Raw genomic sequence first — 24,872 nt, forward strand, 5'->3', positions numbered from 1 at the left:
CGGGGTTAACGCGGCGAAAAGCCCCATTGTGGTGCGACGCACATTCCCCGGCGCGCCGGCCGCGCGTCACAGGCTCCTCGAACCTCTGAACCGTCGCAGGTAGCCCGGCAAGCCGCGCGCGGGCGGCGGTTTCGGCCAATCGTCGGCGCGGAAATAGGCGTCGGTCCCGCCATCGACGAAGATCACGCTGCCGCAGAGGAATTCGGCCGACTCGGACAGCATGAAACACATCCAGTCGGCCATGTGCCGCGGCTGACCGAAGCCACCGACCGGAACCGGGAACGACCGGACCGCCTTGGCCTGACGGGGCGTCGCCAGCTGTTCTTCCAACAACGGCGTCATGACGGCTCCGGGCGCCAGGGCGTTCAAGCGCACCCCCGCGCCCGCCCATTCCGGCAGCACCGCCTGGCGCCGCACCCAACGACCGACGGCGATCTTGGACGCCGCGTACATCATCGTCGGTGCCGCCGGACCGAACGGTCGCACCGATCGCAGCGCCTTGTCGCCGTCGTGGGCGAGGAAGGCCTTGACCGCTCGGCCCGGGACGAGCGGCACGGTCGTCGCCGAGTTGCTCGCCACGACCACGACTTTCGCGCGTTCGGCGGCGGCCAGCGCGGGCCGCCAGGCGACCAGCGGCTCGACGACGCCGAAGAAGTTGACCTGACCGATCTGGCGTAGCCGTTCACGGCCGGGGCTGGGCCCGAGGCCGGCGGCCAGGACCGCGCCGTCGAGCTTGCCGCCGGCCGCCGCCAGCACCCCGTCGGCGGCACGCTTACGCCCGTCCGGCGTCGACAGGTCCGCGACGATGTCGGCGTCTTTGATGTCGACGCCGATCACGGTGTGCCCGTCGGCCTTGAGCCGCTGCGCGGTCTCCCGGCCCATCCCGGAAGCCGACCCGGTGACCGCATAAGTGCCCATTGCTTCGTTCTTACCAGTCGGTCCCGCGTCAGGTTCCGGCGGCGGCCTTCTCGACGTCGAGCAGCTGCTCGCCGCGCCGTTCCTCGTCGTAGGCTGCACGGCCGCCCCGCAAGCCGAACAGACGCTTGGAGAACAGCAGGTAGACGACGGCGGCCAGGTTGATGGCGAAGGTGACCGCCCGGGTCATCGTGACGCCCTTCAACAGGTCGTGAACCTCCAGCGGCAGGAACACCGAGGTGGCGATCACCGCGAAGTACTCGCCCCAGCGCTTCAGCAACCACAGGCCGACGCCTTCGACGACCTCCAGCAGCGCATAGGCGGCCAGCATCAAGGTCAGCAGGGTCAGCGTGGATGGCTTGGCGGCCAATGCCTTTTCGAGTTCGTGCACGATCGTCATCTGATCGACCTTGAATCCGGCGGCGCGGAAGATCGGGAGGTCGCGTTCGAGGGTGGCCTGGATGGACCCGCGCGCGCCGCGAAACTTCCACACCGCGTACGCGGCAAGCGCGATCACCACCGCCCGGAACAGGCGTTCCACCGCGAGGGTTCGGATGATGATGGCCTGGCGTAAAGCCTTGCCGCGCATGATCGTCGGCGCGTCTTCGGCGCGTCCCCGTCCATGCGGCCGGCCCACGGTGAACTCACCGCAGCGCAGGCAGCGCCATACTTCGCCCAATCCGGTGGTGCCGCTCAGCCGGGCGGCGAGGTCCCGCTCGTCGGGCGCGTAGGTGGCGTGGCCCGCGACCGCGCAGGTGACCAACTCCCAGCGATTGCCGCCCTGGTGTTTGCGCATGGCCGATCATCGACTGCGGGCGGCGGGCCACGCAAGGGGGCGCGCACGGCATGCGTCAGAACCGCGGGCCGGTGCGCGGCCGTTGCGCGGTGGGGCTCACGGAACCGAGCAGGCCGGCGAGGTGGCCGACGGGGATCTCGTCGAGGCGATCGACCGCCGTGACGATCTCGGCGCGCAGCGCCTCGTCGCAGAAGGGTTCGGCCAGCCATGTGAACTTGTCCGCGACGCGTTCCCACGACATGGGCCGGGTCGGGGAGCCCTCGTAATCGGCTTGCTCGCGGGACAATTCCCGTCCGTCCCGGGTCACCAGGTGCACCCGGGCCGCCGTGCGGCGCGGATAGCCCGCGGTCAGGTCGGCGGCGGGTTTGACGTCGACACGCCTCAGCAGCTCTTGAACGTCGTCGCGCAGGACCCGGTGGGTTTCCAGTTGTTCTGGGCCCACCCCGCCGTCGAGCAGCGCCACCGCACTGAGGTATTTGAGGTTGTAGTCGGCCTGCTCCTTGGTGCGCGGGTCATCCTTGCCGCCGTAGGCTCCCCCGCCGGCGAAGTCGTACGCCCCCTGGAAGACCTCGAGGGTCACCCGCGCGATGTCCGCACCACGCAGGTCGTTTTCGGTGCGCAGGGCCAAGACCGCATCGATGACCACCTGCCCGTGGATGAGGGAGCAGTACTGCTTGAGGTAGGTCTGTTCCACGCAGGTGAGCCGCCGGTCGTGGGTCGCCAGGTCGATGGGCTGGTCGAACAACTGCACCAGGCCGTGGGGACCCTCGAACAACGACTTGGGCCCGGTGACGCCGCGGGCGGCCAGCATGGCCGCATAGACGGCGCGCATCCCGGTGATGGCCGGCGAGATGCCCTTCCAGTTCGAGACCGGTTCGGCGTGCACCGCCGCCAGCGATACGTTGTCGGTCGCGGCGGCCGCGATGGTGTTGGCGGTTTCCTCCACGCTCAGCCCGAGCAGTTTCGCCGTGCCGGCCGCCACCGACATCGACAGCTGCAGGGCGTGGTTGAGCCCCCGCGCCATCACGGGAACCTGGGAACTGAACCGGCATTGCACCTCGTAGGCGACTGCCAGCGCCAACAGGAAGTCGGCTCCGCCGGCGCCCGTGTGCTCGGCCACGGCCAGCACCGCGCCGAAGTTGTCGGCGGGATGGCACAGGCCGCCGACCGTCAGATAGGTGTCGAGCAGATCGGGGTAGCGCACCAGCACCGCGTTGAAGAACGCGGCCTGGTCCACCGACGCCCGGCCGCCGCCCACCAGCGTGGCGGTGGGGGCGCCGCTGAACTGGCGGGTGTGGTCGCGGATCGTCGCGACGAGGTCCCCGTCGAGGGAGCCGACCGCGCAGGCGATGCTGTCGAGGATGTTGCGCTTCATCAGCGCGCGCGGCCGGCCGGTCAGGTCGGCCGGTTGGGCGTCGACGACGAAATCGGCCAGCTCGTCCACGACATGGTTGTGTGCCATCACTTTTCGCCTCCCCGGCTGCGCTACCTTCACCCAAGCGCAGCGCCGGCCCGCCGTCCAGGACCGCTGTCTTACCAGTGGTCGATGCGACTTCTCACCGCAGGTGCGGGTCGTCGGCCGGCGCCCACCACGGCCCGGCGGGAGGCGCCGGCCAGGCGCGGGCACGCGCGACCGCGAGCAGCGCGTCCACGGCGCCGCGCACGCCGGCGCGGTCGTCGTCCCGGCGGTGCAGCAGCGACCACGTCCACAGCGGCACCGGTTCGGCGACGGGCCGCTCGCCCAGGCTGGGCGGGAGAGCCGCGGTGTGGCGCTTCGGCGACGCGAGCACGGCCGCTCCGATCCTGCGCACGTGGGCGTGGAACGCGTCGCCGGTGATGCCGCCGTCGTCGATGGCGATCACGCGGGCGCCGGTGTCGGCGGCGAATTCCCTGGCGTATCGATTCCACGACGACCAGGCCGACTCGTCCGCGTCGACGAGTACGTTGATACGTTGCGCGGCAACGGGTTCCGTCGAGCTGACGCCGGGACTGACCGCGTGCAGCGGCTCGGTTCGCAGCAGATGCGCGCTCAGGCCGCGCTCCTCGACCTGGCCGGCGGTGACCCACGCCAGCGCGATGTCGAGGGTGCCCTCGGCCACCCGGTCGGCCTGGGTGTGCGAGGGCAACACCCAGTCGTCGAGCCGCAGGTCCGCCGCGCGCCCCACCAGGGTGGTGATGTCGTCGGGCAGCCAGCTGACGTAGCCGAGCCGCACCGGGGTGCTGCGCGCGGCCGCCCGCTGCAGCCGGGCCGTGGCGTCGTCGGCCAGCGACAGGATCCGGCGGGCGTCCGGAAGGAGGGTGCGTCCGGCCTCGGTCAACCGGACGCTGCGCCGGTCCCGCACGAACAAGTCGGCGCCCAGCTCGCGTTCCATCGCGATGATCTGTTGCGACAGGGCCGGTCCGGAGATGTGCACGCGTTGCGCGGCGCGGCCGAAGTGCAGCTCCTCTGCGACGGCCACGAAGTAGCGCAACTGCCGCAGTTCCATAGGCGGAGCCTAGACGGCGCGACCGACCGTATCCGGTCGCGGCGGGGCCAGGCTGATCGCCGCCGTTTCGTCGGTCAACTGCTTGCCGATGAGCCGGATCTGCCGCGCCGACAGCGGGCACAGCGGGTGCACGGCCACCATCAGGGCGACGCGTCGTTCATCGAAAACGGGTGCGGCGATGGTCACCACGGGCTGCTTGCGGCGACCGGGGTTGTCGTCGGAGAGAAACCCGATGGTGGTGAACTCGTCGAGCAACTGATCCACGATGTGCCGCACCGGCGTGGGCATCTGATCACTGTCCAAGGTGCCGACCACTTGCACGGCCTGGGCCAGCGCGGGCGTGGTCCAGTCGACGTCGAAACCCCGCTCACGCGTGTGTTCCAACACCCGTTCCAGCCGCCGGGTGCGATCCGCGTTGGTGCCGGCACCGCGGCGGATCCACGCGCGCTGTTCCTCCTCGTCGTCCCAGGCGGCGAGCGCCACCCCGAACGGCGGGGCGTACGGGATGCGATCACCGGGAATGCCGGACGGTGGGGTGGCGGGCCGGCCCTCGAATGCGGTGACCACCAACGAATCTCCGAATCGCTCGACCACGGAGCATCCGTAGCCGACCTCGCGCGACAGTCGCAGGGCCGCGGAACGGGCCGCATGCGCGAGCGGCCGGGCGGTGTCGGTCCGCGCCGCAACGACCGCCAGCGCGGGCCCGAGGGTGAACGTCTTGGCGACGGGATCGCGGCTCGCCCATCCCCGGTCGCACAGCGTCTTGAGGATGGCGTGTGCCGTCGCCTGCGTGAGGTCGAGCTCGCGCACGATGTCGGAGAACCGCAGCCGCGCATTCCCGGACCGGGCCAGGAGCTCGACCACGTCGAGCACCCGGGCGGTCGGCGCCGACGTCGATCCCCGAATGGCTTGACTCCCCTGCGGCACGCTTTAGAGTGAGACGAACATTCGAGAGTCTATATCGACTATTCGAGAGAGCTAAATGCTTTGCACGCTGCGGTGAAGACCTGCCATGACCGAACGTGATGACCGCCAGGACATCTGCGAACTGCTGGTGCGCTACGCCACCGGGATCGACCGGCGCGACTGGCCGCTGTTTCGCACCGTGTTCACCGCTGACTGCGAGCTCGACTACGGCGTGATCGGGTCGTGGACCGGCGTCGACGCCGTCACGGACTTCATGGAGCAGGTGCACGCCCCGGCGGGGCACACCCTGCACCGCCTGACCAACCACGCGATCACGGTCGACGGCGACAAGGCGACGGCGCGAACCTACATCGACGGACTCATCATGGCCGCCGACAACGACTCCGGCGTCAACGCGATCGGCTTCTACGACGACGAGATCGTGCGCACGTCCGACGGGTGGCGCATCGCCCGCCGCCGCTACACCCAGGTGCGCCTGACGACGGTCGGGGGCCCCGAATGACGTTCGCGGCCAAGTACGGGCCGTGGGCGCTGGTGGCCGGGGCCTCGGACGGGGTGGGCGCGGCGTTCGCCCGGGGGCTCGCCGGGCGGGGCGTCAACGTCGTGCTCATCGCCCGCCGGCAAGCGGTCCTCGACGACGTCGCGGCCGGGATCCGCAGCGACACGTCGGCGTCCACGCGGACCCTCGCCATCGATCTCGCCGAACCGGGCGCGGCGGCGGCGATCGCCGCGGCGACCGGCGACCTCGAGGTCGGCTTCCTCGCGTACTGCGCGGGTGCCGACCCGAACTTCGAGCCGTTTCTCGCCAACCCGGTCGAAGTCGCCGAGGCGATGGTGCAACGCAACTGCACGGTGCCGATGCAGCTGTGCCACCACTTCGCCGCCGGCATGGTCGAGCGGGGCCACGGCGGAATCGTGCTGTTCGGGTCGGGCGCCGGCCTGGCCGGTGGGCCCAACATGGTGGCCTACGGCGCGACGAAGGCGTTCGACATGGTCTTCGCCGAGGCGCTGTGGGCCGAACTGCACGACAAGGGCGTCGACGTCCTGGGCCTCATCCTGGGCAAGACCGATACGCCCGCCCTGCGGCAACTCGAGCACAGCCGCGGGCAGATCGCCTCGCTCGACGAGGTACCGCCCGGCGCGGCGGCCGTGGCGGATGTCATCGCGGAGGCGTTCGAGAACCTGGGGAACGGACCGACCCTGATGGTCGGCGACACGATGCGCGCCGCCGAACGGATGTTGGCCTCGCTAACCCGCAACCAAGCCGTCGCACTGTTCGCCCAGGCCGCGGCCGCGGCCATGGGGCCCGACAAATAGCGGAACCTTCCCGGCCCGCGACCCGTCGTACTGCATAGGGGCCCGGTTTTGCCCAGGAAGGTTTGCCAAACTTCGGAATCGGGGGAGCCAAACTTTTCTGCAGCGCCCCTCTGGCCAGCAAAGATGATTACCGGCGCCGGGCCGGCTCCAGCCGTCGAACGCGTTGCTGGGGGCGGGCTGCGCGGGTAGCTTTGGTAGGCGGTTCGGCATGGCAAACCTAACCTCACTACGCCGCTACAGTCGCCACCCCTCCGTATCGAAGGATGACGATGCTCGCCCCAGACAGGCCCGCCACGATTTCCACGGCAGAACGCGGCCGGCGTCGCACCCTGACGCGTTCGGGGCTGATCACCACGGCGTTCGTCGCACCGGCGCTGGTGGTCCGCATCGCGGGGCTGCACCCCGACCCGGTCGTCGCCCTCCTCATCTTCGGGGCCGCGGTGGTCTCGGCCAGCTTCCTGCTGGCGTGGGCGGCCGAAGCCGCGCAGATCGATGTCTCCGGCGGGATGGCGACGGCGGTGCTGGCACTGATCGCGGTGCTGCCCGAGTACGCCGTCGACCTCTATTACGCGTACGTGTCCGGCCACAACGGGGACTACACGCAATACGCCGCCGCGAACATGACCGGGTCCAACCGGCTGCTGATGGGTCTAGGTTGGCCCGTCGTCGTGCTGGTCAGCATCGTGGTGGCACGCAAGGCCGGTGACAGGACGGCCACCGGCCTGGCGCTTCAACCGACCAATCGGGTCGAACTCGGATTCCTGCTGATCGCCGGCCTCATCGCGTTCGCGGCACCGGCGAGCGGCCAGATCCACTTCGGCCTGGGCTTGGCGTTGTTGGCCTGGTTCGGGTTCTACCTCTACAAAGTCAGCCACGGCGATGTGGCGGAGCCCGACCTGATCGGGACCGCCGCCGCCCTGGGGGAGCTGCCCGACCGCGGGCGGCGCATCGTCGTCGTCGGCCTCTTCCTGGCCTCCGGCGCCGTGATCCTGCTGTGCGCCAAGCCGTTCGCCGACAACCTCGTGGCCGCGGGCGCCGAGCTCAGCATCGACCGCTTCCTGCTCGTTCAATGGCTCGCCCCGCTCGCTTCGGAAGCCCCGGAGTTCATCGTCGCCACCATCTTCGCCGCCCGGGGCAAGGGCACGGCGGCCATCGCCACCCTGATCTCGTCCAAGGTCAACCAGTGGACGCTGCTGATCGGGTCGCTGCCGGTCGCCCACCTGCTCGGCGGCGGCGGATTCTCCCTGGAGCTCGACCAGCGTCAGGTGGAGGAAGTGTTGCTCACGGCCACCCAGACCATGATGGGGGTGGCGCTGCTGTTGGCGCTGCGGTTCCACCGCGCCGCGGCGGGCACGCTGCTGGGGCTGTTCGTCGTGCAGTTCCCCATCGCTTCGACCCATGGCCGGCTGCTGCTCTGCGGCGTCTACACCGCCGTGGCCGTCGTCGCGCTGATCCGCCACCGCCGCCACCTGGCCGCCACCCTCAGGGCGCCGTTCTTCGGGACGGCGATTCGCCACAGCGGTCACCCCCACCATCCGGTGCCGGACCCCTAGCCGCGGGCCGCCGGCGGCCGTATACGGTCCAGATATGAATCGAGTGTCGGTGATCACGGGCGGCGCGGGCGGCATGGGTCTGGCCACGGCCAAAGTGGTCGGCCGCGACCACACCGTGGTGCTCTGCGACGTCAGGCGGGACCGGCTCGCGGCCGCGGCCGCGGCCCTCGACGAACTCGGAATGACTCCCACGGCCGTCCACTGTGACGTCACCGATCGACAGGCGGTCGCGGACCTGTTCGACACCGCGGGCAGTCTCGGGACGCTCGCCTCGGTCATCCATACCGCGGGCGTGAGCCCGAGCATGGGCGCGGCCGACTACGTCATGCGGACCAACGCGCTCGGCACCCTCAACGTCGACGAGGCGTTCTACGCGGTGGCCGGCGAGGGCGCGGCGATCGTCAACGTGGCGTCGATGGCCGCCCACCTGCTCCCGGCGGAAATGGTTCCGGTGGAACAATTTCCGCTGGCGCTGCGCGACGCCGACGAGTTCCTGGAAGCCATGATGACGACCTGCGCCATCGTGCCCGAGGAGGCGCAGTCCGGCTTCGCCTACGCCGTCAGCAAGAGCTTCGTGAAGTGGTACAGCCAGTCGCAGGCGGAGAGGTTCAACGCGCGCGGACTGCGCATCGTCTCGGTGTCCCCGGGCTCCATCGACACCGAGATGGGCCGGCTCGAGGAACAGGCCGGCGCCGGCGCGATGGTCACCAACGCCGCGGTCCCGCGGTGGGGCAGGCCCGAGGAGATGGCCGACCTGCTCGCGTTCTGCGCCAGCGACAAGGCGGGTTACCTCACCGGCACCGACATCCTCAACGACGGTGGGGTGATCGCCTCGATGACCGAGCGGGCCAGGGCGGCCGCCGCGGGCTGATCGCGACGGCAGAAAGGCGGCAGGGGTCGATGCGAAGCCGTGCGGCCATCCTCTACGAGTACGGCCACCCGTGGTCCGTCGAAGAGTTCGAGCTGGATCCGCCGAAGGCTGGCGAGGTCATGGTGCGGCTGGCCGCCACCGGGCTCTGCCACTCCGACGAACACATCCGGCAGGGAAAGCTGGCCGCGCCGCCGGAAACGTTGCGCGCCCTGGGATTACCCGCCATGTCACCGACGATCGGTGGGCACGAGGGCTCCGGCGTGGTGGTCGACGTCGGGCCGGGCGTCGCCGGGTTCACGCCGGGCGACCATGTGGTGACCTCCTTCGTGGCGGTCTGCGGCCAGTGCCGGTGGTGTGCCTCGGGGATGGAATACCTCTGCGACACGGGGTCGGGGACGTTGGCGCCGGGCATGCCGACGGACGGCACGTTTCGCCATCACACCGTCGACGGGCGAAGCCTCGGCCACGTGTCCAAGATCGGTGCGTTCGCCGAACACACTGTGGTGGCGGCTAATTCGCTGGTGAAGATCGACCCGGGCTTTCCGCTGGTTCCGGCCGCCCTGCTGGCCTGCGCGGCACCGACCGGGTATGGGTCTGCCGCCCGGCGCGCCGGCGTGCGCGGCGGTGACACCGTGGTGGTGATCGGCACCGGCGGAATCGGCACCGCGGCCGTCCAGGGCGCACGCATCAACGGGGCGGCCCGGATCGTGGCGGTGGACGTCAGCGACTTCAAGCGAACCTCGGCCGTCGCGTTCGGCGCCACCCACACCGCGGCGACGGCCTCGGACGCGCTCGGGCTGGTCCGCGACCTGACCCGCGGAGTGATGGCGGACGCGGTCGTGGTCTCCCCCGCCATGATCGGCGAGGCCGACGTCGGGGCCGCGCTGGCACTCACCCGAAAGGGCGGAACCTGTGTGCTGACCGGGCTGCCGTCGCCCGGGTTGGGTTCCGTCGCCGTCGCGCTGCAGGACTTCATCCTGATGAACAAGACGCTGTGCGGCACGGTCTTCGGGTCGTGCAACCCCAAGAGCGACATCGCGCTGCTGGCCACGTTGTACGAGTCGGGTCAGCTACTCCTGGACGAGATGATCACCAAGCGCTACCGGCTCGACGACATCAACGACGCCTACGCCGACCTGGCCGCCGGCCGCCTGATCCGCGGCGTCATCGACTTCGGGCTCGGCCAGTAGCCAGTCCCGCGGCCGCAGCCGCCAGGTACGTCGGGCGTACTCCAGCTCGGTGTACGGCCACTGGGTGACGATGCGGCCGGAGGGCGAGCGGAAGTAGCTGTCGCACCGGGTCCAGATGGTGCGCTCCAGGTCGGCGGAAAGCCGGTCGTTGTAGCGCTTTTCGGCCTCAGGGCGGACGTCGAGGTAGCCACCCCTGCGGGCCACCCGGCTGACCGCGCTGGCGACGAGCCGCGCGCCCGCCTCCAGGATGTAGACGATCGAGTTCCCGCCCTGGTTGGTGTTGGGGCCATACAGCATGAAGAAATTCGGGAACCCGCTGACCGCGACGCCCAGGTACGCGCTCGGGTCCTCGCCCCACCGCTCGTGCAGCCGGCGTCCCCCGAGGCCGATGACCTCGATGCCCGACAGATAGCGCGACGTCTCGAACCCGGTGGCCAGCACGATCGCGTCGACGTCGACCGCGCGTCCGGCCGAGGTGAGCACCGACGATCCGGCGATCCGCTCGACGGGGTCGGTGACCAGCTCGACGTTGTCGCGCTGCAGCGCTCGGTAGAACTCGTCGCCCAGCAACACCCGCTTGCAGCGGAACGGGTAGTCGGGCGTCAACGCCCGCCGCAGCCGCTCGTCGGCCACGGTGCGCTCCAGAAACGACGTCGCAACGTGCGTGCGCGCGTTGATGACGGGGTCGTCGGCGAAGGTTGCGGTGTTGTCGTGCTGGAATTTCCAGATCTGCCAGCGGGTGCGCCGCACGGCCAGCGGGTCGCGCCGGAACCGGGCCAATTCGCTCGCGCTGTAGGGACGGTCATCCTTGGGCACCATCCACGGCGGCGTGCGCTGGAAGACGCTCACCCGACCGGCGACCTCGGCCAGTTCGGGCACGACCTGCACGCCGCTGGCACCGGTGCCGATGACGGCCACCCGCTTGCCCGCCAGGTCGACCCGGTGATCCCACTGCGCGGTGTGCATGAGCGTGCCGGTGAAGTCGGTCAGGCCCGGAATGTCGGGAAGCCTTGGGGAGCCGAACAATCCGACGGCGCACACGACGACGTCGACGGTCAGGGTGGATTCGCTGCCCGCCCGGTCCAGCCGGCAGTCCCACGCCGCGCCGTTCCACCCGACCGAACGCACCCGGGTGCCCAGCACCAGGTGCCGGCGCAGGTCGAACTCGTCGGCGACCGACTCCAGATAGGCCAGGATCTCGGGCTGCCGCGCATAGGTGCGGCTCCAGGATTTGTTGGGCGCGAACGAGAACGAGTAGAGGTGGCTCTGGATGTCGCACGCCGCACCGGGATAGGTGTTGCGCCGCCAGGTGCCGCCGACCCCGTCGCCGGCCTCGATGATCACCAGGTCGTCGATGCCGGCCCGGCGCAGCGCCACGGCGGCGGCCAGCCCACCGAAACCCGCCCCGACGATCGCCACCCTGGGTGGGCGCCCGCGGCGGGTCGCGGCCCGCAACCGGCCGACACCGTAGCGCCACCGGGCCTGCCGGCTGGTCACGGCCCGGCCTCGCCGCCGCGAATCAGGTAGCCCTCCAGGCCACCGCCGGCCCGCCATTCGCGCAACAGGTCGGCGTACTCCGTGGGTGCGCCGAAGAAGAAGCTGCCCTGCCGAGTCTTGTTGTCCGCCTTCCCCTCCCGGTTGTAGTAGCCGGGGGTGCACGTCTCGGCGCGTTCGGCGCTGGCGGCCGACCGGGCGATCACCGTGTCGACCCAGGCTGATTCGGCGGCGGGGGCGGCCTCGACTTCGCCGACACCGTGCCCGAGCGCCCAGGCGATGATCCAGGCGGCGTGGGTCGCCTGCACGTCGAGCAGGTAGGGAAAGTTCACCGTCAGGCCCGCCTGGGCGATGCTCTCGATGAAGCAGTTCGGGAACTTCGTCGTGCACAGCCCCTGAAACGTGCGCACCCCGTCGCCCCAGTGTTCGGTCAGTGACACCCCGTCGCGGCCGATCAGCTCGAAACCGGTGCGACGGCAGTAGTCGGTGCCGACCTCGAAACCCGTTGCGAAGATGAGGCAGTCGAGTTCGTAAGGCACGCCGTCGACCATCACACCCGACTCGGTGATGCGCTGAACGCCGCGACCGCGGGTGTCGACCAGGGTGACGTTGTCGCGGTTGAACGTCTGCAGGTAGTCGTCGTGGAAGCAGGGTCGTTTGCAGAAGTACCCGTACCACGGCTTGAGGGCCTCCGCGGTGGCCGGATCGGTGACGATGCCCGCGACGCGCGCCCGGATCTCCTCCATCTTGGCGAAGTCCGCGATCTCGATGTCTCGGCCGCGTTGCGCCGGGTCCACGGCGCCGTCACCGTCGTGGCGCATCACCGGAAGCTTGCGCGTGATGCTCGTCCAGGCGTCGTCGACCAGGTCTTCGTCGGCCTGGCCGCCGGCGGTCAGGATCTGGAAGTTCTCGATGCGCCTGCGCTGCCAGCCCGGCCGTAACGCGCTGGCCCAGTGGGGATCGGTGGCTCGGTTGGCCCGCACGTCCACCGATGACGGCGTGCGCTGGAAGACGTAGAGCCGCCGCGTCGCCCGGGCGAGGTGCGGGACGCACTGGATCGCGGTGGCCCCGGTACCGATGATGCCGACGCGCTTGTCGGCCAGGTTCTCCAGGTTCGCCCCGGTGTAGGCGTAGTCCCACCGGCTGGTGTGGAAGGCGTGGCCGCGAAACGTGCCGAGGCCCTCGATCCCGGGCAGCTTGGGTTTGGCCTGATAGCCGTTGGCCATGGACACGAACCGGGCCCGCATCTCATCGCCGCGGTTGGTGCGGATGATCCAGCGCGATTCTTCCGCCTGCCAACGTATCTCGTGTACTTCGGTGCGCAGGCAGGCGTCGCGGTAGAGGTCGTAGTGCCGGGCGATGCGCTGGCAATGGGCGAAGATCTCCGCCCCCTTGGCGTACTTCTCGGTCGGGATGTAGCCCAGTTCCTCCAGCAGCGGCATGTAGACGTAGGACTCGACGTCGCAGGCGATCCCCGGGTACCGGTTCCAGTACCACGTGCCCCCCACATCGGCCGCCCGGTCGATCAGCCGCACACTGTCGACACCGAGCTGACGCAGGCGCACCCCCGTCAGCAGCCCGCCGAAGCCGGCGCCGATGATCGCGACGTCGACCTCGTCGGTCAGCGGCTCACGGTCGAAAGTTCCGTCGGTCCAAGGGTCTTCGGCGAAGTGGGCGAAGGCACCCGTCATCTCCACGTACTGCGCGATGCCGTCCGGGCGCAGACGGCGCGCGCGCTCTTCGGCGTACTTGCGTCGCAGTGCGTCGACGTCGAACGTCACGCCAACGGTTTCAGTCACGGACACGGTCCTCTCGTGCGCCCGACTATATAATCAATCGCTTGATCACATCAAGGGCCCGGCGGAGTACCGCGGCGGCTGCCCGTGGCTACCGCCGGCGCCGGGCCGAGCAGCGTTCCCCGGATCAATTTCTTGGCCGCGTCCAGCGCGGCGTGATAGTCGCGCGGCGGCGACGTGGCCGCCAGTTCCGTCAACCCGTAGATGAGCGCGTAGACGGCCTCGACGATGCCGTTCCGGTCGGCCCGGTGCGCGAGTTCGCCCCGGCGGTAGGCATCGTCGACGACGCCCTCGATGAGCTCGCGGAACACCTGAAAGTCGGCCGCGAGCCGCGAGTCGCGGGCGACGGCGCCTTCGGCGCGGATCACCCACTCGAAGGCGGCGAGGTCGGGATACTCGCGCATCAGCCGGCCGGATTCGTCGAGCACCGCCTCGATCCGGTCGACGGCGGGCCCCGGGCGCGCGGCGGCCGCGCGCAACCGCGGCAGCGCGACGTCCGTGCGGGCGGCGATCGCGGCGTCGATCAGCTCCGCCTTGTTCGGAAAGTAGTTGTAGAGGCTGGCGCTGGTGACGTTCGCGGTGCGGGCGATCTCACGGATGGTGGCGCGCGCGTACCCCACCTCGGCCACACAGCGCATGGTGGCCACGATGATCCGCTGTCGCGTCTCCTCGCCGCTGGCGCCGACCGGGCGCCCCCGTGGCGCCCGCGTCACCGTGCTGTGCCCACTCGCGCGTCCCCGTCCGCCGGTTCCCGGTGCCCGACACGGTCGAATATAATCGAGTGATCGATTAATTCCGGCTTCGCCGCGGAGGTGTGCAGTGCGTGATGGACGGAGTTGCGGCGGGCCGCCCGCCGCATGAGCGTCACGCCACCGCAATTGGGTCGGCCGGTGGGCGCCGACGGCGAACAGACGCGGGCCCGCATCATCACCGCGGCGATGCGATGCGTGGCCGAGAAGGGCTACTCGCGCACCACGATTCGCGAGATCGCCCGGGCCGCCGAGATGACCAGCGGCAGCTTGTACCACTACTTTCCGAACAAGTCCGAATTGCTGGACGCCGCCGTCGAAGACATCGAGCGGATAGCGGCGCCGCGGCTGCGGGCCGCCGCCGCGGAGTCCGGCGACGTCGCCGATCGCCTGGCGGCGGTGCTGGACGAGGCGAGCCGGCTGATGCGCGAGCATCCCCACCTGGCCGCCTTCGATCGCGCGGTCCGTGCGGAGAGCAACCAGCACCCCGGCCGCGGCCGGCCGATGTATCCCGGGCCGAAAGCCTTGCGCGACACCGTGGCCGAGGTCCTGGCCGACGCCAAGGCCCGCGGCGCCCTGCCCGCCGACACGGACGCGCGCGCCGCGGCCGACGCGATCTACGCGCTGACTCGCGGGCTGACGGAGCGGGCGGCGAGCCTGGGCCCGCAGGCTTACACGGCCACACTCGCCTCGGCCAAGGACTTGATCAGGGGGACGATTTTCGGGCACGCGGCCGGTGTCCGGCGATGAGCCTGCTCACCGCGCTGCGGCTGAACATGACCAACATCGCCGATCCGACGGCGCGCCAGGCCGACCGCTACCGGGCGGCGCTGGACATGGCCCAGTTCGCCGACGAACGCGGACTCACCGCGATCAGCGCGGAAGAACATCACCTGGCGGCCACAAGTTGGCTTCCGTCGCCGCTGGTTTTGGCGGCCGCCATCGCCGGACGCACCCGCACCGTGCGCATCAGCATCAACGCCCTGATCGTCCCGCTCTATGAACCGATCCGGTTGGCCGAGGACATCGCCGTGCTGGACAACATCAGCGAGGGCCGTTTCAGTTTCGTGGCCGGCATGGGTTACCGGCCCGAGGAATATCACGCCGCGGGCAAGGAGTGGGCGCGACGGGCGGAGTTGATGGACCGCTGCTTGACGGTCTTGCTCAAGGCGTGGGGCGATCAACCCTTCCGTCATGGCGGGGTGCTGATCGACGTCACGCCGAAGCCGCACACCCGTCCCCATCCGGTGTTCTTTGTCGGCGGCATGAGTGCAGCGGCGGCCCGGCGTGCGGCCCGCTTCGGGCTTCCCTTCTCACCACCGATGGCCATGCCCGAGGTGGAAGCGGTCTATGAGCGGGAGTTGCGCAACCACGGTAAGACGGGTTTCGTCTATCGCCCCGAGAGCGGCAGCAGGGTGACGCTGCTACACGCGGACCCCGACGAAGCCTGGTCGTGTTACGGCCCTTTCATCATGAACGAAGCCGCCGAGTACAGCGGCTGGAAGCGCGCCGGGGTTCCGCGGCCCAACGAAGCCGCCGCCACGTCGATCGAGGACCTGCGCCGGCTCAACCATGTCGAGATCCTCACCCCCGGCCAGCTGGTCGATCAAATCCGCGCCGGGAGAAAGGAGGTCGTGATGAACCCACTCATCGGTGGCCTGCCGATCGACGCGGCGTGGGCAAGCCTGCAGTTGCTGACGGACGAGGTTCTTCCCCACCTGTGACCTTCACCGCCGCAAGGGAATCGCGCGGAGCCCACAATGGTGAGCCCGATCGGCGCCGGGTCCGTGAGCGGGAATCGACCGGGCTTCGCCGAGAGCACGGGAAGGCGGCGAAGTTGGGCGGCGGCCGCAGCCCCAGGTTCACTCGAGGCGGTCCAGGGCCTCGATGATGTCGGCGACCTCGGTGCGGGTGGTGTAGTCGGGATGAACGTCGATCCACCGGACGGTCCCGGCGCTGTCGACGATCGTCACGGTCGGCATCGGCAACCCGTGCGTCCCGTCGGCATTGGCTTCCCGGAGCTCCAGGCCAAGGCTGCGCTGAGCGGCCCGGGCGTCGTCGGACGGTGCGGTGAGGACGCCCAGCCCCGCCGCGACGTGATTGCCCGGGTCGGACAGCACGGTGAAGCTCAACGCGTTCATCTCCTGCGACGACAATGAGCCGTCAGGCTTTTGCGGGCTGATGGCCACCAGAGCGACATCGCGCTGCGCCAGCACCGGCACCAATTGCTCCTGGTAGGCGCGCAGCGCCAGGTTGCAGTACGGGCACCATGCGCCGCGGTAAAGCACAACCACCGCACTGCGTCCACCGACGCTTCGGGCCAGGTTGGTGGGTTGGCCGTGCACGTCAAGGAACTGCCCGTCAGGCATCGGGGTACCGGGCGCGGCGACGCCGGACGGCACGCCACCGTCCCGTAGCCGCGCCTGCTCGGCACCGAAGGCGTCCGCAACGTCTTGCGGCAGCTGGCCCGCCATCTCCTGCTGGAATCGCGCGACCCGCTCGGCGATCGTCACGTGATTGGTGTCGGCGGTACTGGTCATGAGGTCCTCACCCTTCGCAGCGTGCCGGCGTGGCGCACAACGACTTCCGGCACCGATTAGTAGACGTTTGCGGTCAGCATGCTGAACGCAAAATGGAGTGTCAACTCCAAAACGAGTAGATTGCGTGGAATCACTCCACGGAAAGGGGCTCCATGGCGCCGGTCCCGCACGACAGACTGACGGCGAAGGGCCGCGCAACCCGCGCGCGCATCGTGGCCGCCGCGTCGGAGTTGATGCTGCAGCGCGGTGTCGCGCGCACGACCATCGAGGACATCCAGGAAGCCGCGGCCGTCAGCACCTCGCAGATGTACCACTATTTCGCCGACAAGAGCGACCTGGTGGCCGCCGTCATCGACTTCCAGACCGACCGCGTGCTCGACGTGCAGCACCTGGGTCTCGACCGCATCGAAAGCATCGAGGACCTGCGCCGGTGGCGCGACATCATGGTGAACCTGGTGCAGAGCCTGGGCTGCGCGGGCGGCTGCCCGATCGGCTCGATGGCCAACGAGCTCTCCGAAGCGGATCCCGTCGCACGTGCCCAGCTCGCCCGGTCATTCGCCCAGTGGGAGAACATGATTCACGACGGCCTGGCCGCAATCGCCGCGCGCGGCGAGTTGGCCGACGGAACCGACATCGAGCGCGTCGCATTGGCCATGCTCGCCGGCATTCAGGGTGGGTTGCTGCTCAGCCAGGTACGTCGCGACACCGCGCCACTGGAAGCCGCGGTCGACACGATGATCGAACACCTCAGACGCCTCGGCATGCGGTGAGGCGCCTCGCGGCTTCAGCCGGCGTAACGATCCCGCAACCGGGCCAGCGTCGCCTCGATACCCGCGGCGTTGGCCTTCGTGGCGCCGATCAGGGCGTAGTAATTCAGCGCGTTCTTGATCGCACCGGCGTCGCGATAGTCGAACGTCTCGGTGACCCGCGTCCGGGCCGGTGACAGCGACTCGAACTCCCATCGCCACCGGTGACCCACCGGATGACGCCATTCCACCAGTTCGTTCGGTTTCAGGGCGGTCACCGTGCTGGTGATGCGGTACGGCAGGCCATACATCCTCATGTTCGTCGAAAACTTGGATCCGACAACCAATTCCGGCGGCGCCTTGATGTTGTCACGCACCGTCCCCGAACCGTCGAGTTCGCTGTGCCGCCGCGGATCGGCGGCCATCGCATACAGCTCGGCGACCGGCGCGGCCACTTCGACCGACCGGCACACCTGCCGCGGCCCCGCGTCGACAACGGTCACATCCACGATGGTTCCCTCCGATGGGCCGGCAAAGCGCATTCGACGCTACGCTTCGCCGGGGTGATCAGAAAGGACGTCAACAGCCGATGGCCCAGTCTTTGCCGGGAAAGGTGGCGCTGATCACCGGCGCGGCGCGGGGGCAGGGTCGGGCGCACGCCGTACGCCTGGCCGCCGAGGGCGCCGACATCATCGCGGTCGACATCGCCGGGCCGTTGCCGCCGAGCGTCCCTTACGATTCGCCCGCCCCCGACGATCTGACCGAGACGGCGCGGCTGGTCGGCGCCCAGGGCAAGCGGGTCGTCACCGCGGCCGTCGACATCCGCGATCTGGACGCGCTCAAAGGCGCCGTCGCTCGGGCGGTCGGCGAGCTGGGCCGCCTCGACATCATCGTGGCCAACGCGGGAATCTGCAGCCCCGCGCCCTGGGACCAGATCACGGCCGAGGCGTTTCGCGACACCATCGAAACCAACGTGACCGGCACCTGGAACACGGTGATGGCGGGCGCCCCGCACATCATCGACGGCGGCCGCGGCGGATCGATCATCCTGATCGGGTCGGCCGCCGGCATCAACATGCAGTCGTTCATGGTCCACTACACGGCCAGCAAGCACGCCGTCGTCGGGATGGCGCGCGCGTTCGCCGCCGAGCTGGGCCGGCACAACATCCGCGTCAACAGCCTCAACCCCGGAGCGGTCGCGACGCCGATGGGCACCGGCCGGATGCGCGAGGCGCTGCAGGCGGCGGCCGACACGTACCCGCATCTGCGCGGCCTGCACAAGCCGCTGCTGCCCGAGGGGATTGCGCAGCCGGAGGACATCGCCGACGCCGTCGCCTGGCTCGCCTCCGACCAGTCCCGGTTGGTCACGGCCAGCCAGGTTTCGGTCGACATCGGCGTGGGCTACGTCTGATCCCGGGCCGGACCGATCCCGGCCGCGCGTTCGACACGGTCGACCAGGCACAATGGTGGTGCCCTCGTCGCCTGGGTCGGGCCCGGATCTTTTCCCTGACGCCCGTGTGCCCCGACGGCTCTGCGGGGGAATATCGCGGGGGGATGCGCACGTTGCATCGACGTATACCCCACCCGGGTATGAGGAAGGAAGACGATGGTCACCAGCGAATACCGCGTGGACGGGATGACCTGCGCCCACTGCGAGGCGGCGGTCAAGGACGAGGTCGGTCGCATCACGGGGGTGGAGCACGTCGACGTCAGCGCCGACACGGGCAGGCTGGTGGTGACGAGTTCCGTCCCCATCGACGCGACGGCGATCCTCGGCGCCGTCGACGAGGCGGGCTACGAGGCCGTGTCGGTGGCATGAGCGCGGCGCCGGTGAACCATCTCGAGCTCGAGATCGCGGGAATGACGTGCGCATCGTGCGCCGCCCGGATCGAGAAGAAGCTGAACAGGCTCGACGGTGTCGCCGCGACCGTCAACTACGCCACCGAGAAGGCCGCGCTCACCGTCCCGTCGGGGTATGACCCGCAGCTGTTGATCTCCGCCGTCGAACAAGCCGGTTACACCGCGGCCCTGCCGCAACGGCGGGACGAACCCGCCCCCGGCAAGGCCGCGGACCCCGAACTGGGCGCGCTGCGCACCCGCCTGATCACCGTGACAGTGCTCGCCGGCCCGGTGATCGCCATGGCGATGATCCCGGGCCTGCAGTTCCGCTATTGGCAATGGGCGTCGCTGGCTTTGGCCGCACCGGTCGTCGTGTGGGGCGGCCGCCCCTTCCACGCCGCGGCCTGGGCCAACCTCCGACACGGCGCCGCCACCATGGACACGCTCGTCTCGATCGGGACGCTGTCGGCGTTCCTGTGGTCGCTGTATGCGCTGTTCCTGGGCACGGCGGGAGAGCCGGGCATGCGCGACGGCTTTGAGCTCACCGCCCGGGCCGCCGATGGCGGGCACAACATCTACCTGGAAGTCGCCGCGGGCGTGACCCTGTTCGTGCTGGCCGGGCGGTACTTCGAGCAGCGCTCCAAGCGGACGGCGGGCGCCGCGCTGCGCGCCCTGCTGGAGCTGGGAGCCAAGGACGTGGCGGTGCTGCGCGACGGCGCCGAGACCCGCATCCCCGTGGACCGTCTCGCGGTCGGGGACCAGTTCGTGGTGCGGCCCGGGGAGAAGATCGCCACCGACGGAATCGTGCTCTCGGGTTCCTCGGCGGTGGACGCCTCCATGCTCACCGGCGAATCCGTCCCCGTCGAGGTCGGCGCGGGCGACGCCGTCACGGGCGCCACCGTCAACGCCCACGGGCGGCTCGTCGTGCGGGCCACCCGGGTCGGCGACGACACCCAGCTCGCGCACATGGCCAAGCTGGTCGAGGAGGCCCAGTCGGGCAAGGCCGAGGTGCAGCGGCTGGCCGACCGCATCTCCGGCGTGTTCGTTCCCGTGGTCATCGGTATCGCGCTGGCGACGCTCGGCGCCTGGCTCGCGTTGGGCTCACCCGCCACGGCGGCCCTGACCGCGGCCGTCGCGGTGCTCATCATCGCCTGCCCCTGCGCGCTGGGCCTGGCCACCCCGACCGCCCTGCTCGTCGGCACGGGCCGCGCCGCTCAGCTCGGCGTGCTGATCAAAGGGCCCGAGGTGCTGGAGTCCACCCGCAAGGTCGACACCATCGTGCTCGACAAGACCGGCACGGTCACCACCGGCAAGATGACCCTGGTCGACGTGATCAGCGGGCCGGGCACCGACCGCGAGACGCTCCTTCGTTACGCCGGGGCGCTCGAGGACGCCTCCGAACATCCCATCGCCCAGGCCATCGCCCGGGCCGCCAAAGCCGAGCTGCGCGCCCTGCCCGCGCCCGAAGGGTTTGCCAGCGTGGAGGGCAGCGGGGTGCGGGGCGTCGTCGACGGCCACAGCGTCGTGGTCGGGCGCGCCGGCCTGCTGGCCGACTGGGGTCAGCCCCTGGACGCCGCGTTGTCGGCGGGCAAGGCGCGAGCCGAGGACGAGGGCAAGACGGCGGTCGCCGTCGGCTGGGACGGCCACGCCCGCGGGGTCCTGGTCGTCGCCGACACCGTCAAGCCCACCAGTGCCGAAGCGGTTCGGCAGTTCAAGCGGCTTGGCCTCACCCCGATCCTGCTGACCGGCGACAACGGCACCGTCGCCAACCGGATCGCCGACCAGGTCGGCATCGGACAGGTCATCTCCGACACGATGCCCGCCGACAAGGTCGCCGCCGTCAAGCGGCTGCAGTCCGAGGGCAAGGTCGTGGCGATGGTCGGCGACGGCGTCAACGACGCCGCGGCGCTGGCGACCGCAGACCTCGGGGTGGCCATGGGCACCGGCACCGACGTCGCGATCCAGGCCGCCGACCTCACGGTCGCGCGCGGCGACCTGCGCGCCGCCGTGGATGCCATCCGGTTGTCCCGGCGGACACTGACCACCATCAAGGCCAACCTGTTCTGGGCCTTCGGCTACAACATCGCCGCGATCCCGCTTGCCGCGCTCGGCCTGCTGAACCCGATGCTCGCGGGCGCGGCCATGGCGTTTTCCAGCGTCTTCGTCGTCGCCAACAGCCTGCGGCTGCGCTCGTTCACCAGCGTGACGAACGCCTAGAACGCCACGCCCACCGCCGCGACGGCGGCCGGACGGGTGGGGCCGGTGTGGGATAGTTGTCTGCGACCCACCGCGTTCGAAAAGACCAGGGGTCGCCCCGCGCAGCGATCGACTCAGCAAAGGCAACGACCGTTGGACCAATTCTTCGGACGACTGTCCTTGCTGCACGGCTGGCTCCCACTGGCCGTGCAGGCCCTGACTTTGCTGCTGCTGATCATCGCGATCCAGTGGCGTGCGCGGCCCTGGCTCAAGCGGGTGCTGCCGGTGGCCCTGATCGCCGCCGTCGCGGTGACCGCGCTCGCCTACTGGTACATCACATCGCTCGGCGTGGCCGGCGACCCGGCGCCGACGGCGCTGTGGGTCTGGATCGCGCTGACCGGCCTGGCCGCCGCGGTCGTGTTGGTGGGCTGGCCGGGCGCGCGCTGGTGGCGCCGGGCGCTGGCGGTGCTGTCCGTACCCCTGTGCGTGCTGTGCGCGGGGCTGGCCCTGAACGGGTGGGTGGGCTACTTCCCCACCGTCTTGGCCGCGTGGAATCAGCTCACATCGGGCCCGTTGCCCAACGAGGTCGACCGGCTGCGGGTGACCGAGATGCAGGTCGCCGGCACCAGGCCCAGCAAGGGCGTGGTGGTGCCGGTGAACATCGACGACAACGCCTCGCACTTCCCCCACCGCCGGGAATTGGTCTATCTGCCTCCCGCGTGGTTCAACAGCAATCCGCCGCCTCGGCTGCCCGCGGTCATGATGATCGGCTCCGCCTTCAACACCCCCGGCGACTGGCTGGGCCCCGGCGGGGCCTTCACCGCGATCGACAACTTCGCCGCCGCCCACCACGGGTTCTCCCCGGTGCTGGTGTTCGTCGATCCCACCGGCTCGTTCGACAACGACACCGAGTGCGTCAATGGCAGCCGGGGTAACGCCGCCGACCACCTGACCAAGGATGTCGTGCCGTTCGTCGTGTCGAACTTCGGCGTCAGGGCCGACCGTGCCAGCTGGGGCGTCGCGGGATGGTCGATGGGCGGGACCTGCGCGGTTGACCTGGCCGTCATGCATCCGGAGCTGTTCAGCGCGTTCGTCGACATCGCCGGTGACCGCAGCCCCAACGTCGGCCCCAAGGACCAGACGGTCGCCAAGCTGTTCGGCGGCAACCACACCGCCTGGGCCGCGTTCGATCCGCTCACGGTGATCGCGCGGCATGGTCGCTACACGGGGCTGTCGGGCTGGTTCGACGTCCCGGGGTCGTCGGAGCCGCGCAATGTGGCGCAGGAAGCAAACAGCACCGCCGGCGCTCCCGCGACCGACCCCGCGGCCAACCCGGAGGGCCAGGACGCCGCCGCCCACGCGTTGTGCGCCGCCGCCAGCGCCAACGGCGTCACCTGCGCCGTGGTCAGCCAGCCGGGCAGACACGACTGGCCGTTCGCCGCGCAGGCGTTCGCCGCGGCGCTGCCCTGGCTGGCCTCGACGCTGGGAACACCCGAAGCCGAGCCGGTGCAGCTACCCCTGCGCGGCGGAGAATCACGCTAGTTAACAAAATTCACAGCTGCCCCACCGGTCACGCCTCCGACATATCGCCCCTGGTAGTGGTACGGTTCGCTGCTGATGGCTGCGATGTTCCGCACGACGGGCGACCCCTCCGCGGGTCGGCTCGGTGCCCACCGCGCCGCGAATCACCTCGAGCCCGCCCCGCCCCGCGCCCCGAGATGAACCGCCGTCAGTTCCTGGGTTCGCTCGCCGCGTCGGTGGTCGCCGGCGTGGGCGCCGCCCGCCTGGTGGTCGACCCGCAGCCGCGGACGTTCGCCCAGGTACCGCCCGCTTCCGTCGCGGTATCCGGCCCCGCCGCCCCGACGGCGCTCCTGCCGCCCCCACCGCCCGACGCCCGCATCCCGCTGCCCGGCGGCGGCGCATTGATCAAGATCCCCGGCGAGGGCGATCTGCTGGCGCTGACCGTCGACGACGGCGTCAACAGCGAGGTGGTGCGCGCGTACACGCAGTTCGCCAAGGACACCGGCGTGCGGCTGACCTACTTCGTCAACGGCACCTATGACTCCTGGACCGAGAACAAGGAGATGCTGCGGCCCCTGGTCGAAAGCGGGCAGATCCAGCTCGGCAACCACACCTGGTCCCACCCGGACCTGACGACGCTGCCGAAAGACCAAATCGCCCAACAGCTTTCCCGCAACGACGAATTCCTCAAGAAGACCTACGGGGTCGGCGCCAAGCCGTACTGGCGGCCGCCGTACGCGAAGCGCAACGCCGCCGTCGACGCCGTCGCGGCCGACCTCGGCTACACGGTGCCGACGTTATGGTCGGGATCGCTGTCGGATTCGACGTTGATCACCGAGGACTACATCGTGCAGATGGCCGACCAGTACTTCACGCCGCAGGCCATCGTCATCGGGCATCTCAACCACCTGCCGGTCACCCACGTCTATCCCCAACTGGTCGACGTCATCCGCGAGCGAGACCTGCGCACCGTCACGCTCAACGACGTGTTCTTGAAGACGCCGTAGAGCGTCGCGAACCCGGAGAGGTGGCTACGGGACCCGGCATTCGGTTGCCGCTTCCGGTGTGATCACCACGTACGCCGGACTCGACTGGCGGTAATACCGCATCCGCCGCGGCCACAGCCGGAGGTGGCTCAGCTCTACGACCGCGAACCGTGGTTGCAGGTAGTAGCGCCAGGCAATTCGGGCAAGCACCGCAGGCGGCGGTACGCCCCGCACGGCCGTTGCCCGTCCCCGCACCACGAGCCGGTCGGAGCGTGACCCGCCCTCGCCGCCCAGCAGCATGGCGACCTGCGGGCAGGCTTGCACATTGCGTACCGTCCAGGACGACGCCGAGGTGGTGGCATACCAGCGGCCGCGGTGCGCCACGAACCATAGCGGGACCGCGAACGGCGTGCCCTTGGGCGAGCGGGTGGCGAGCAGCATGACCCACGAATTGTGCACGGCCGCTTCAACGTTCAAAGACGGGACGGGATGAACATCGTCGTGCCCGTCGGCAACCGCGGCGGATACCCGCGGCGGTGCCGGTGTCGCCGGCCGTGTCGGCACCTCACGGAGGGAGCCGTAGTCCCAGGCCACGATCCGCCTAGGGACGACCCGATAGGTGCGATCTCCCATGGCCTCGGCCGTCCCCCGGACGGTCAGCGAACGCAGCCGAAACCACTGTGGACCGTCGTCGGCGACCACGACGACCTTGCGATCGGTGAGCTCCGGGCCGCCGGCCGGGACACGAACGACGCGCGGCGACAACGCGGGATCGGCACGCTGGTCCAGCCTGACGGCGGCCGGCAGGACAACGATCTCGTCGTCGACGGTGGCAGCCAGCGCCGCCCGCGGCGGAGAAAGCGCCAAGTCGGCCACCGCGCTCGCCTCGACGTCTCGAGTGATCACGAAGTGCCCTCCCGACAACAGCGCCTCAGAAGCACAGTATGCGC

The 24,872-nt window shown here is 70.0% G+C and carries 24 protein-coding genes; 13 read left to right on the forward strand and 11 right to left on the reverse strand.

All coding sequences use genetic code 11. The features are described from left to right. Positions 1-66: 66 nt before the first annotated feature. The 5 genes from U8D42_RS21265 to U8D42_RS21285 form a co-directional block, all read right to left on the reverse strand. Complete coding sequence (locus tag U8D42_RS21265; protein WP_322858314.1) at positions 67-918, reverse strand: SDR family oxidoreductase; 852 nt, start codon at positions 916-918, stop codon at positions 67-69. A gap of 28 nt (positions 919-946) precedes the next feature. Further along, positions 947-1,711: a DUF2127 domain-containing protein gene (locus U8D42_RS21270; protein WP_322858313.1), complete on the reverse strand. Its 765-nt coding sequence runs from the start codon at positions 1,709-1,711 to the stop codon at positions 947-949. 55 nt (positions 1,712-1,766) lie between these two features. After that, on the reverse strand, positions 1,767-3,155 hold the full coding sequence (locus U8D42_RS21275) for an MmgE/PrpD family protein (protein WP_322858792.1): 1,389 nt from the start codon (positions 3,153-3,155) through the stop codon (positions 1,767-1,769). A 112-nt stretch (positions 3,156-3,267) separates the two neighbouring features. After that, positions 3,268-4,197: a LysR family transcriptional regulator gene (locus U8D42_RS21280; RefSeq protein WP_322858312.1), complete on the reverse strand. Its 930-nt coding sequence runs from the start codon at positions 4,195-4,197 to the stop codon at positions 3,268-3,270. Between the two features lie 9 nt (positions 4,198-4,206). Beyond that, positions 4,207-5,070: a helix-turn-helix domain-containing protein gene (locus tag U8D42_RS21285; protein ID WP_090419696.1), complete on the reverse strand. Its 864-nt coding sequence runs from the start codon at positions 5,068-5,070 to the stop codon at positions 4,207-4,209. 139 nt (positions 5,071-5,209) lie between these two features. Between U8D42_RS21285 and U8D42_RS21290 the strand changes: the two genes are divergently transcribed. From U8D42_RS21290 to U8D42_RS21310, 5 genes are all read left to right on the forward strand, one after another. Further along, positions 5,210-5,626, forward strand: coding sequence for a nuclear transport factor 2 family protein (locus U8D42_RS21290; protein WP_322858311.1), 417 nt, complete (start codon positions 5,210-5,212; stop codon positions 5,624-5,626). Further along, on the forward strand, positions 5,623-6,441 hold the full coding sequence (locus tag U8D42_RS21295; RefSeq protein ID WP_322858310.1) for an SDR family NAD(P)-dependent oxidoreductase: 819 nt from the start codon (positions 5,623-5,625) through the stop codon (positions 6,439-6,441). The genes U8D42_RS21290 and U8D42_RS21295 overlap by 4 nt, the downstream gene beginning before the upstream one ends. Before the next feature lie 263 nt (positions 6,442-6,704). Beyond that, complete coding sequence (locus U8D42_RS21300) at positions 6,705-7,994, forward strand: sodium:proton exchanger (RefSeq protein ID WP_322858309.1); 1,290 nt, start codon at positions 6,705-6,707, stop codon at positions 7,992-7,994. A 34-nt stretch (positions 7,995-8,028) separates the two neighbouring features. Further along, the gene (locus U8D42_RS21305; RefSeq protein WP_322858308.1) at positions 8,029-8,865 is read left to right on the forward strand and encodes an SDR family oxidoreductase; all 837 of its coding nucleotides are present in this window, start codon (positions 8,029-8,031) and stop codon (positions 8,863-8,865) included. A gap of 29 nt (positions 8,866-8,894) precedes the next feature. After that, positions 8,895-10,055: a Zn-dependent alcohol dehydrogenase gene (locus tag U8D42_RS21310; RefSeq protein ID WP_322858307.1), complete on the forward strand. Its 1,161-nt coding sequence runs from the start codon at positions 8,895-8,897 to the stop codon at positions 10,053-10,055. On the opposite strand, the gene U8D42_RS21315 is transcribed toward U8D42_RS21310, so the two are convergent. The 3 genes from U8D42_RS21315 to U8D42_RS21325 are packed head-to-tail and all read right to left on the reverse strand — an operon-like array spanning position 9,936 to position 14,058. Beyond that, entirely contained in the window at positions 9,936-11,552 is a 1,617-nt protein-coding gene (locus tag U8D42_RS21315; protein WP_322858306.1) for a flavin-containing monooxygenase, read from the reverse strand. The two genes, U8D42_RS21310 and U8D42_RS21315, sit on opposite strands and share 120 nt — an antisense overlap. After that, entirely contained in the window at positions 11,549-13,348 is a 1,800-nt protein-coding gene (locus tag U8D42_RS21320) for a flavin-containing monooxygenase (RefSeq protein ID WP_322858305.1), read from the reverse strand. The genes U8D42_RS21315 and U8D42_RS21320 overlap by 4 nt, the downstream gene beginning before the upstream one ends. Positions 13,349-13,398: 50 nt before the next feature. Then, a complete protein-coding gene (locus tag U8D42_RS21325; protein WP_322858304.1) occupies positions 13,399-14,058 on the reverse strand; it encodes a TetR/AcrR family transcriptional regulator in 660 nt (219 codons plus the stop codon). A 144-nt stretch (positions 14,059-14,202) separates the two neighbouring features. On the opposite strand from U8D42_RS21325, the gene U8D42_RS21330 reads away from it, so the two are divergent. Then, positions 14,203-14,844, forward strand: coding sequence for a TetR/AcrR family transcriptional regulator (locus tag U8D42_RS21330; protein ID WP_322858303.1), 642 nt, complete (start codon positions 14,203-14,205; stop codon positions 14,842-14,844). Further along, complete coding sequence (locus U8D42_RS21335; RefSeq protein ID WP_322858302.1) at positions 14,841-15,818, forward strand: LLM class flavin-dependent oxidoreductase; 978 nt, start codon at positions 14,841-14,843, stop codon at positions 15,816-15,818. The genes U8D42_RS21330 and U8D42_RS21335 overlap by 4 nt, the downstream gene beginning before the upstream one ends. A gap of 138 nt (positions 15,819-15,956) precedes the next feature. Here the strand turns inward: U8D42_RS21335 and U8D42_RS21340 are convergent, their stop codons facing one another. After that, the gene (locus U8D42_RS21340) at positions 15,957-16,634 is read right to left on the reverse strand and encodes a peroxiredoxin-like family protein (RefSeq protein WP_322858301.1); all 678 of its coding nucleotides are present in this window, start codon (positions 16,632-16,634) and stop codon (positions 15,957-15,959) included. A 152-nt stretch (positions 16,635-16,786) separates the two neighbouring features. Here U8D42_RS21340 and U8D42_RS21345 point away from each other — a divergent pair, with 152 nt between their 5' ends. Continuing rightward, positions 16,787-17,404, forward strand: coding sequence for a TetR/AcrR family transcriptional regulator (locus tag U8D42_RS21345; protein WP_322858300.1), 618 nt, complete (start codon positions 16,787-16,789; stop codon positions 17,402-17,404). Positions 17,405-17,418: 14 nt separating this feature from the next. On the opposite strand, the gene U8D42_RS21350 is transcribed toward U8D42_RS21345, so the two are convergent. Beyond that, entirely contained in the window at positions 17,419-17,889 is a 471-nt protein-coding gene (locus U8D42_RS21350; protein WP_322858299.1) for an SRPBCC family protein, read from the reverse strand. An 80-nt stretch (positions 17,890-17,969) separates the two neighbouring features. On the opposite strand from U8D42_RS21350, the gene U8D42_RS21355 reads away from it, so the two are divergent. The 5 genes from U8D42_RS21355 (at position 17,970) to U8D42_RS21375 (ending at position 23,943) form a co-directional block, all read left to right on the forward strand. Next, the gene (locus U8D42_RS21355) at positions 17,970-18,791 is read left to right on the forward strand and encodes a mycofactocin-coupled SDR family oxidoreductase (RefSeq protein ID WP_322858298.1); all 822 of its coding nucleotides are present in this window, start codon (positions 17,970-17,972) and stop codon (positions 18,789-18,791) included. Positions 18,792-18,986: 195 nt separating this feature from the next. Next, a complete protein-coding gene (locus tag U8D42_RS21360) occupies positions 18,987-19,199 on the forward strand; it encodes a heavy-metal-associated domain-containing protein (protein WP_322858297.1) in 213 nt (70 codons plus the stop codon). Continuing rightward, entirely contained in the window at positions 19,196-21,436 is a 2,241-nt protein-coding gene (locus U8D42_RS21365; RefSeq protein ID WP_090419677.1) for a heavy metal translocating P-type ATPase, read from the forward strand. Before U8D42_RS21360 ends, U8D42_RS21365 begins: the two co-directional genes overlap by 4 nt. Positions 21,437-21,568: 132 nt before the next feature. Continuing rightward, positions 21,569-22,957 (forward strand): alpha/beta hydrolase, encoded by a 1,389-nt coding sequence (locus tag U8D42_RS21370; RefSeq protein ID WP_085239367.1) that lies wholly within the window; start codon positions 21,569-21,571, stop codon positions 22,955-22,957. A 176-nt stretch (positions 22,958-23,133) separates the two neighbouring features. Continuing rightward, complete coding sequence (locus U8D42_RS21375) at positions 23,134-23,943, forward strand: polysaccharide deacetylase family protein (protein ID WP_322858296.1); 810 nt, start codon at positions 23,134-23,136, stop codon at positions 23,941-23,943. A gap of 24 nt (positions 23,944-23,967) precedes the next feature. Here U8D42_RS21375 and U8D42_RS21380 read toward each other — a convergent pair whose 3' ends face one another. After that, a complete protein-coding gene (locus U8D42_RS21380) occupies positions 23,968-24,828 on the reverse strand; it encodes a pyridoxamine 5'-phosphate oxidase family protein (protein WP_322858295.1) in 861 nt (286 codons plus the stop codon). Between the last annotated feature and the right edge of the window lie 44 nt (positions 24,829-24,872).

The organism is Mycobacterium europaeum (genome assembly GCF_034555895.2).
Lineage (GTDB): Bacteria > Actinomycetota > Actinomycetes > Mycobacteriales > Mycobacteriaceae > Mycobacterium > Mycobacterium europaeum.

Coding starts and splice junctions, on each gene's coding strand:
- U8D42_RS21265 (WP_322858314.1), bottom strand. CDS start 918: ATGGGCACTTATGCGGTCACCGGGTCGGCTTCCGGGATGGGCCGGGAG.
- U8D42_RS21270 (WP_322858313.1), bottom strand. CDS start 1,711: ATGCGCAAACACCAGGGCGGCAATCGCTGGGAGTTGGTCACCTGCGCG.
- U8D42_RS21280 (WP_322858312.1), bottom strand. CDS start 4,197: ATGGAACTGCGGCAGTTGCGCTACTTCGTGGCCGTCGCAGAGGAGCTG.
- U8D42_RS21290 (WP_322858311.1), top strand. CDS start 5,210: ATGACCGAACGTGATGACCGCCAGGACATCTGCGAACTGCTGGTGCGC.
- U8D42_RS21295 (WP_322858310.1), top strand. CDS start 5,623: ATGACGTTCGCGGCCAAGTACGGGCCGTGGGCGCTGGTGGCCGGGGCC.
- U8D42_RS21300 (WP_322858309.1), top strand. CDS start 6,705: ATGACGATGCTCGCCCCAGACAGGCCCGCCACGATTTCCACGGCAGAA.
- U8D42_RS21305 (WP_322858308.1), top strand. CDS start 8,029: ATGAATCGAGTGTCGGTGATCACGGGCGGCGCGGGCGGCATGGGTCTG.
- U8D42_RS21310 (WP_322858307.1), top strand. CDS start 8,895: ATGCGAAGCCGTGCGGCCATCCTCTACGAGTACGGCCACCCGTGGTCC.
- U8D42_RS21330 (WP_322858303.1), top strand. CDS start 14,203: ATGAGCGTCACGCCACCGCAATTGGGTCGGCCGGTGGGCGCCGACGGC.
- U8D42_RS21335 (WP_322858302.1), top strand. CDS start 14,841: ATGAGCCTGCTCACCGCGCTGCGGCTGAACATGACCAACATCGCCGAT.
- U8D42_RS21340 (WP_322858301.1), bottom strand. CDS start 16,634: ATGACCAGTACCGCCGACACCAATCACGTGACGATCGCCGAGCGGGTC.
- U8D42_RS21345 (WP_322858300.1), top strand. CDS start 16,787: ATGGCGCCGGTCCCGCACGACAGACTGACGGCGAAGGGCCGCGCAACC.
- U8D42_RS21355 (WP_322858298.1), top strand. CDS start 17,970: ATGGCCCAGTCTTTGCCGGGAAAGGTGGCGCTGATCACCGGCGCGGCG.
- U8D42_RS21360 (WP_322858297.1), top strand. CDS start 18,987: ATGGTCACCAGCGAATACCGCGTGGACGGGATGACCTGCGCCCACTGC.
- U8D42_RS21365 (WP_090419677.1), top strand. CDS start 19,196: ATGAGCGCGGCGCCGGTGAACCATCTCGAGCTCGAGATCGCGGGAATG.
- U8D42_RS21375 (WP_322858296.1), top strand. CDS start 23,134: ATGAACCGCCGTCAGTTCCTGGGTTCGCTCGCCGCGTCGGTGGTCGCC.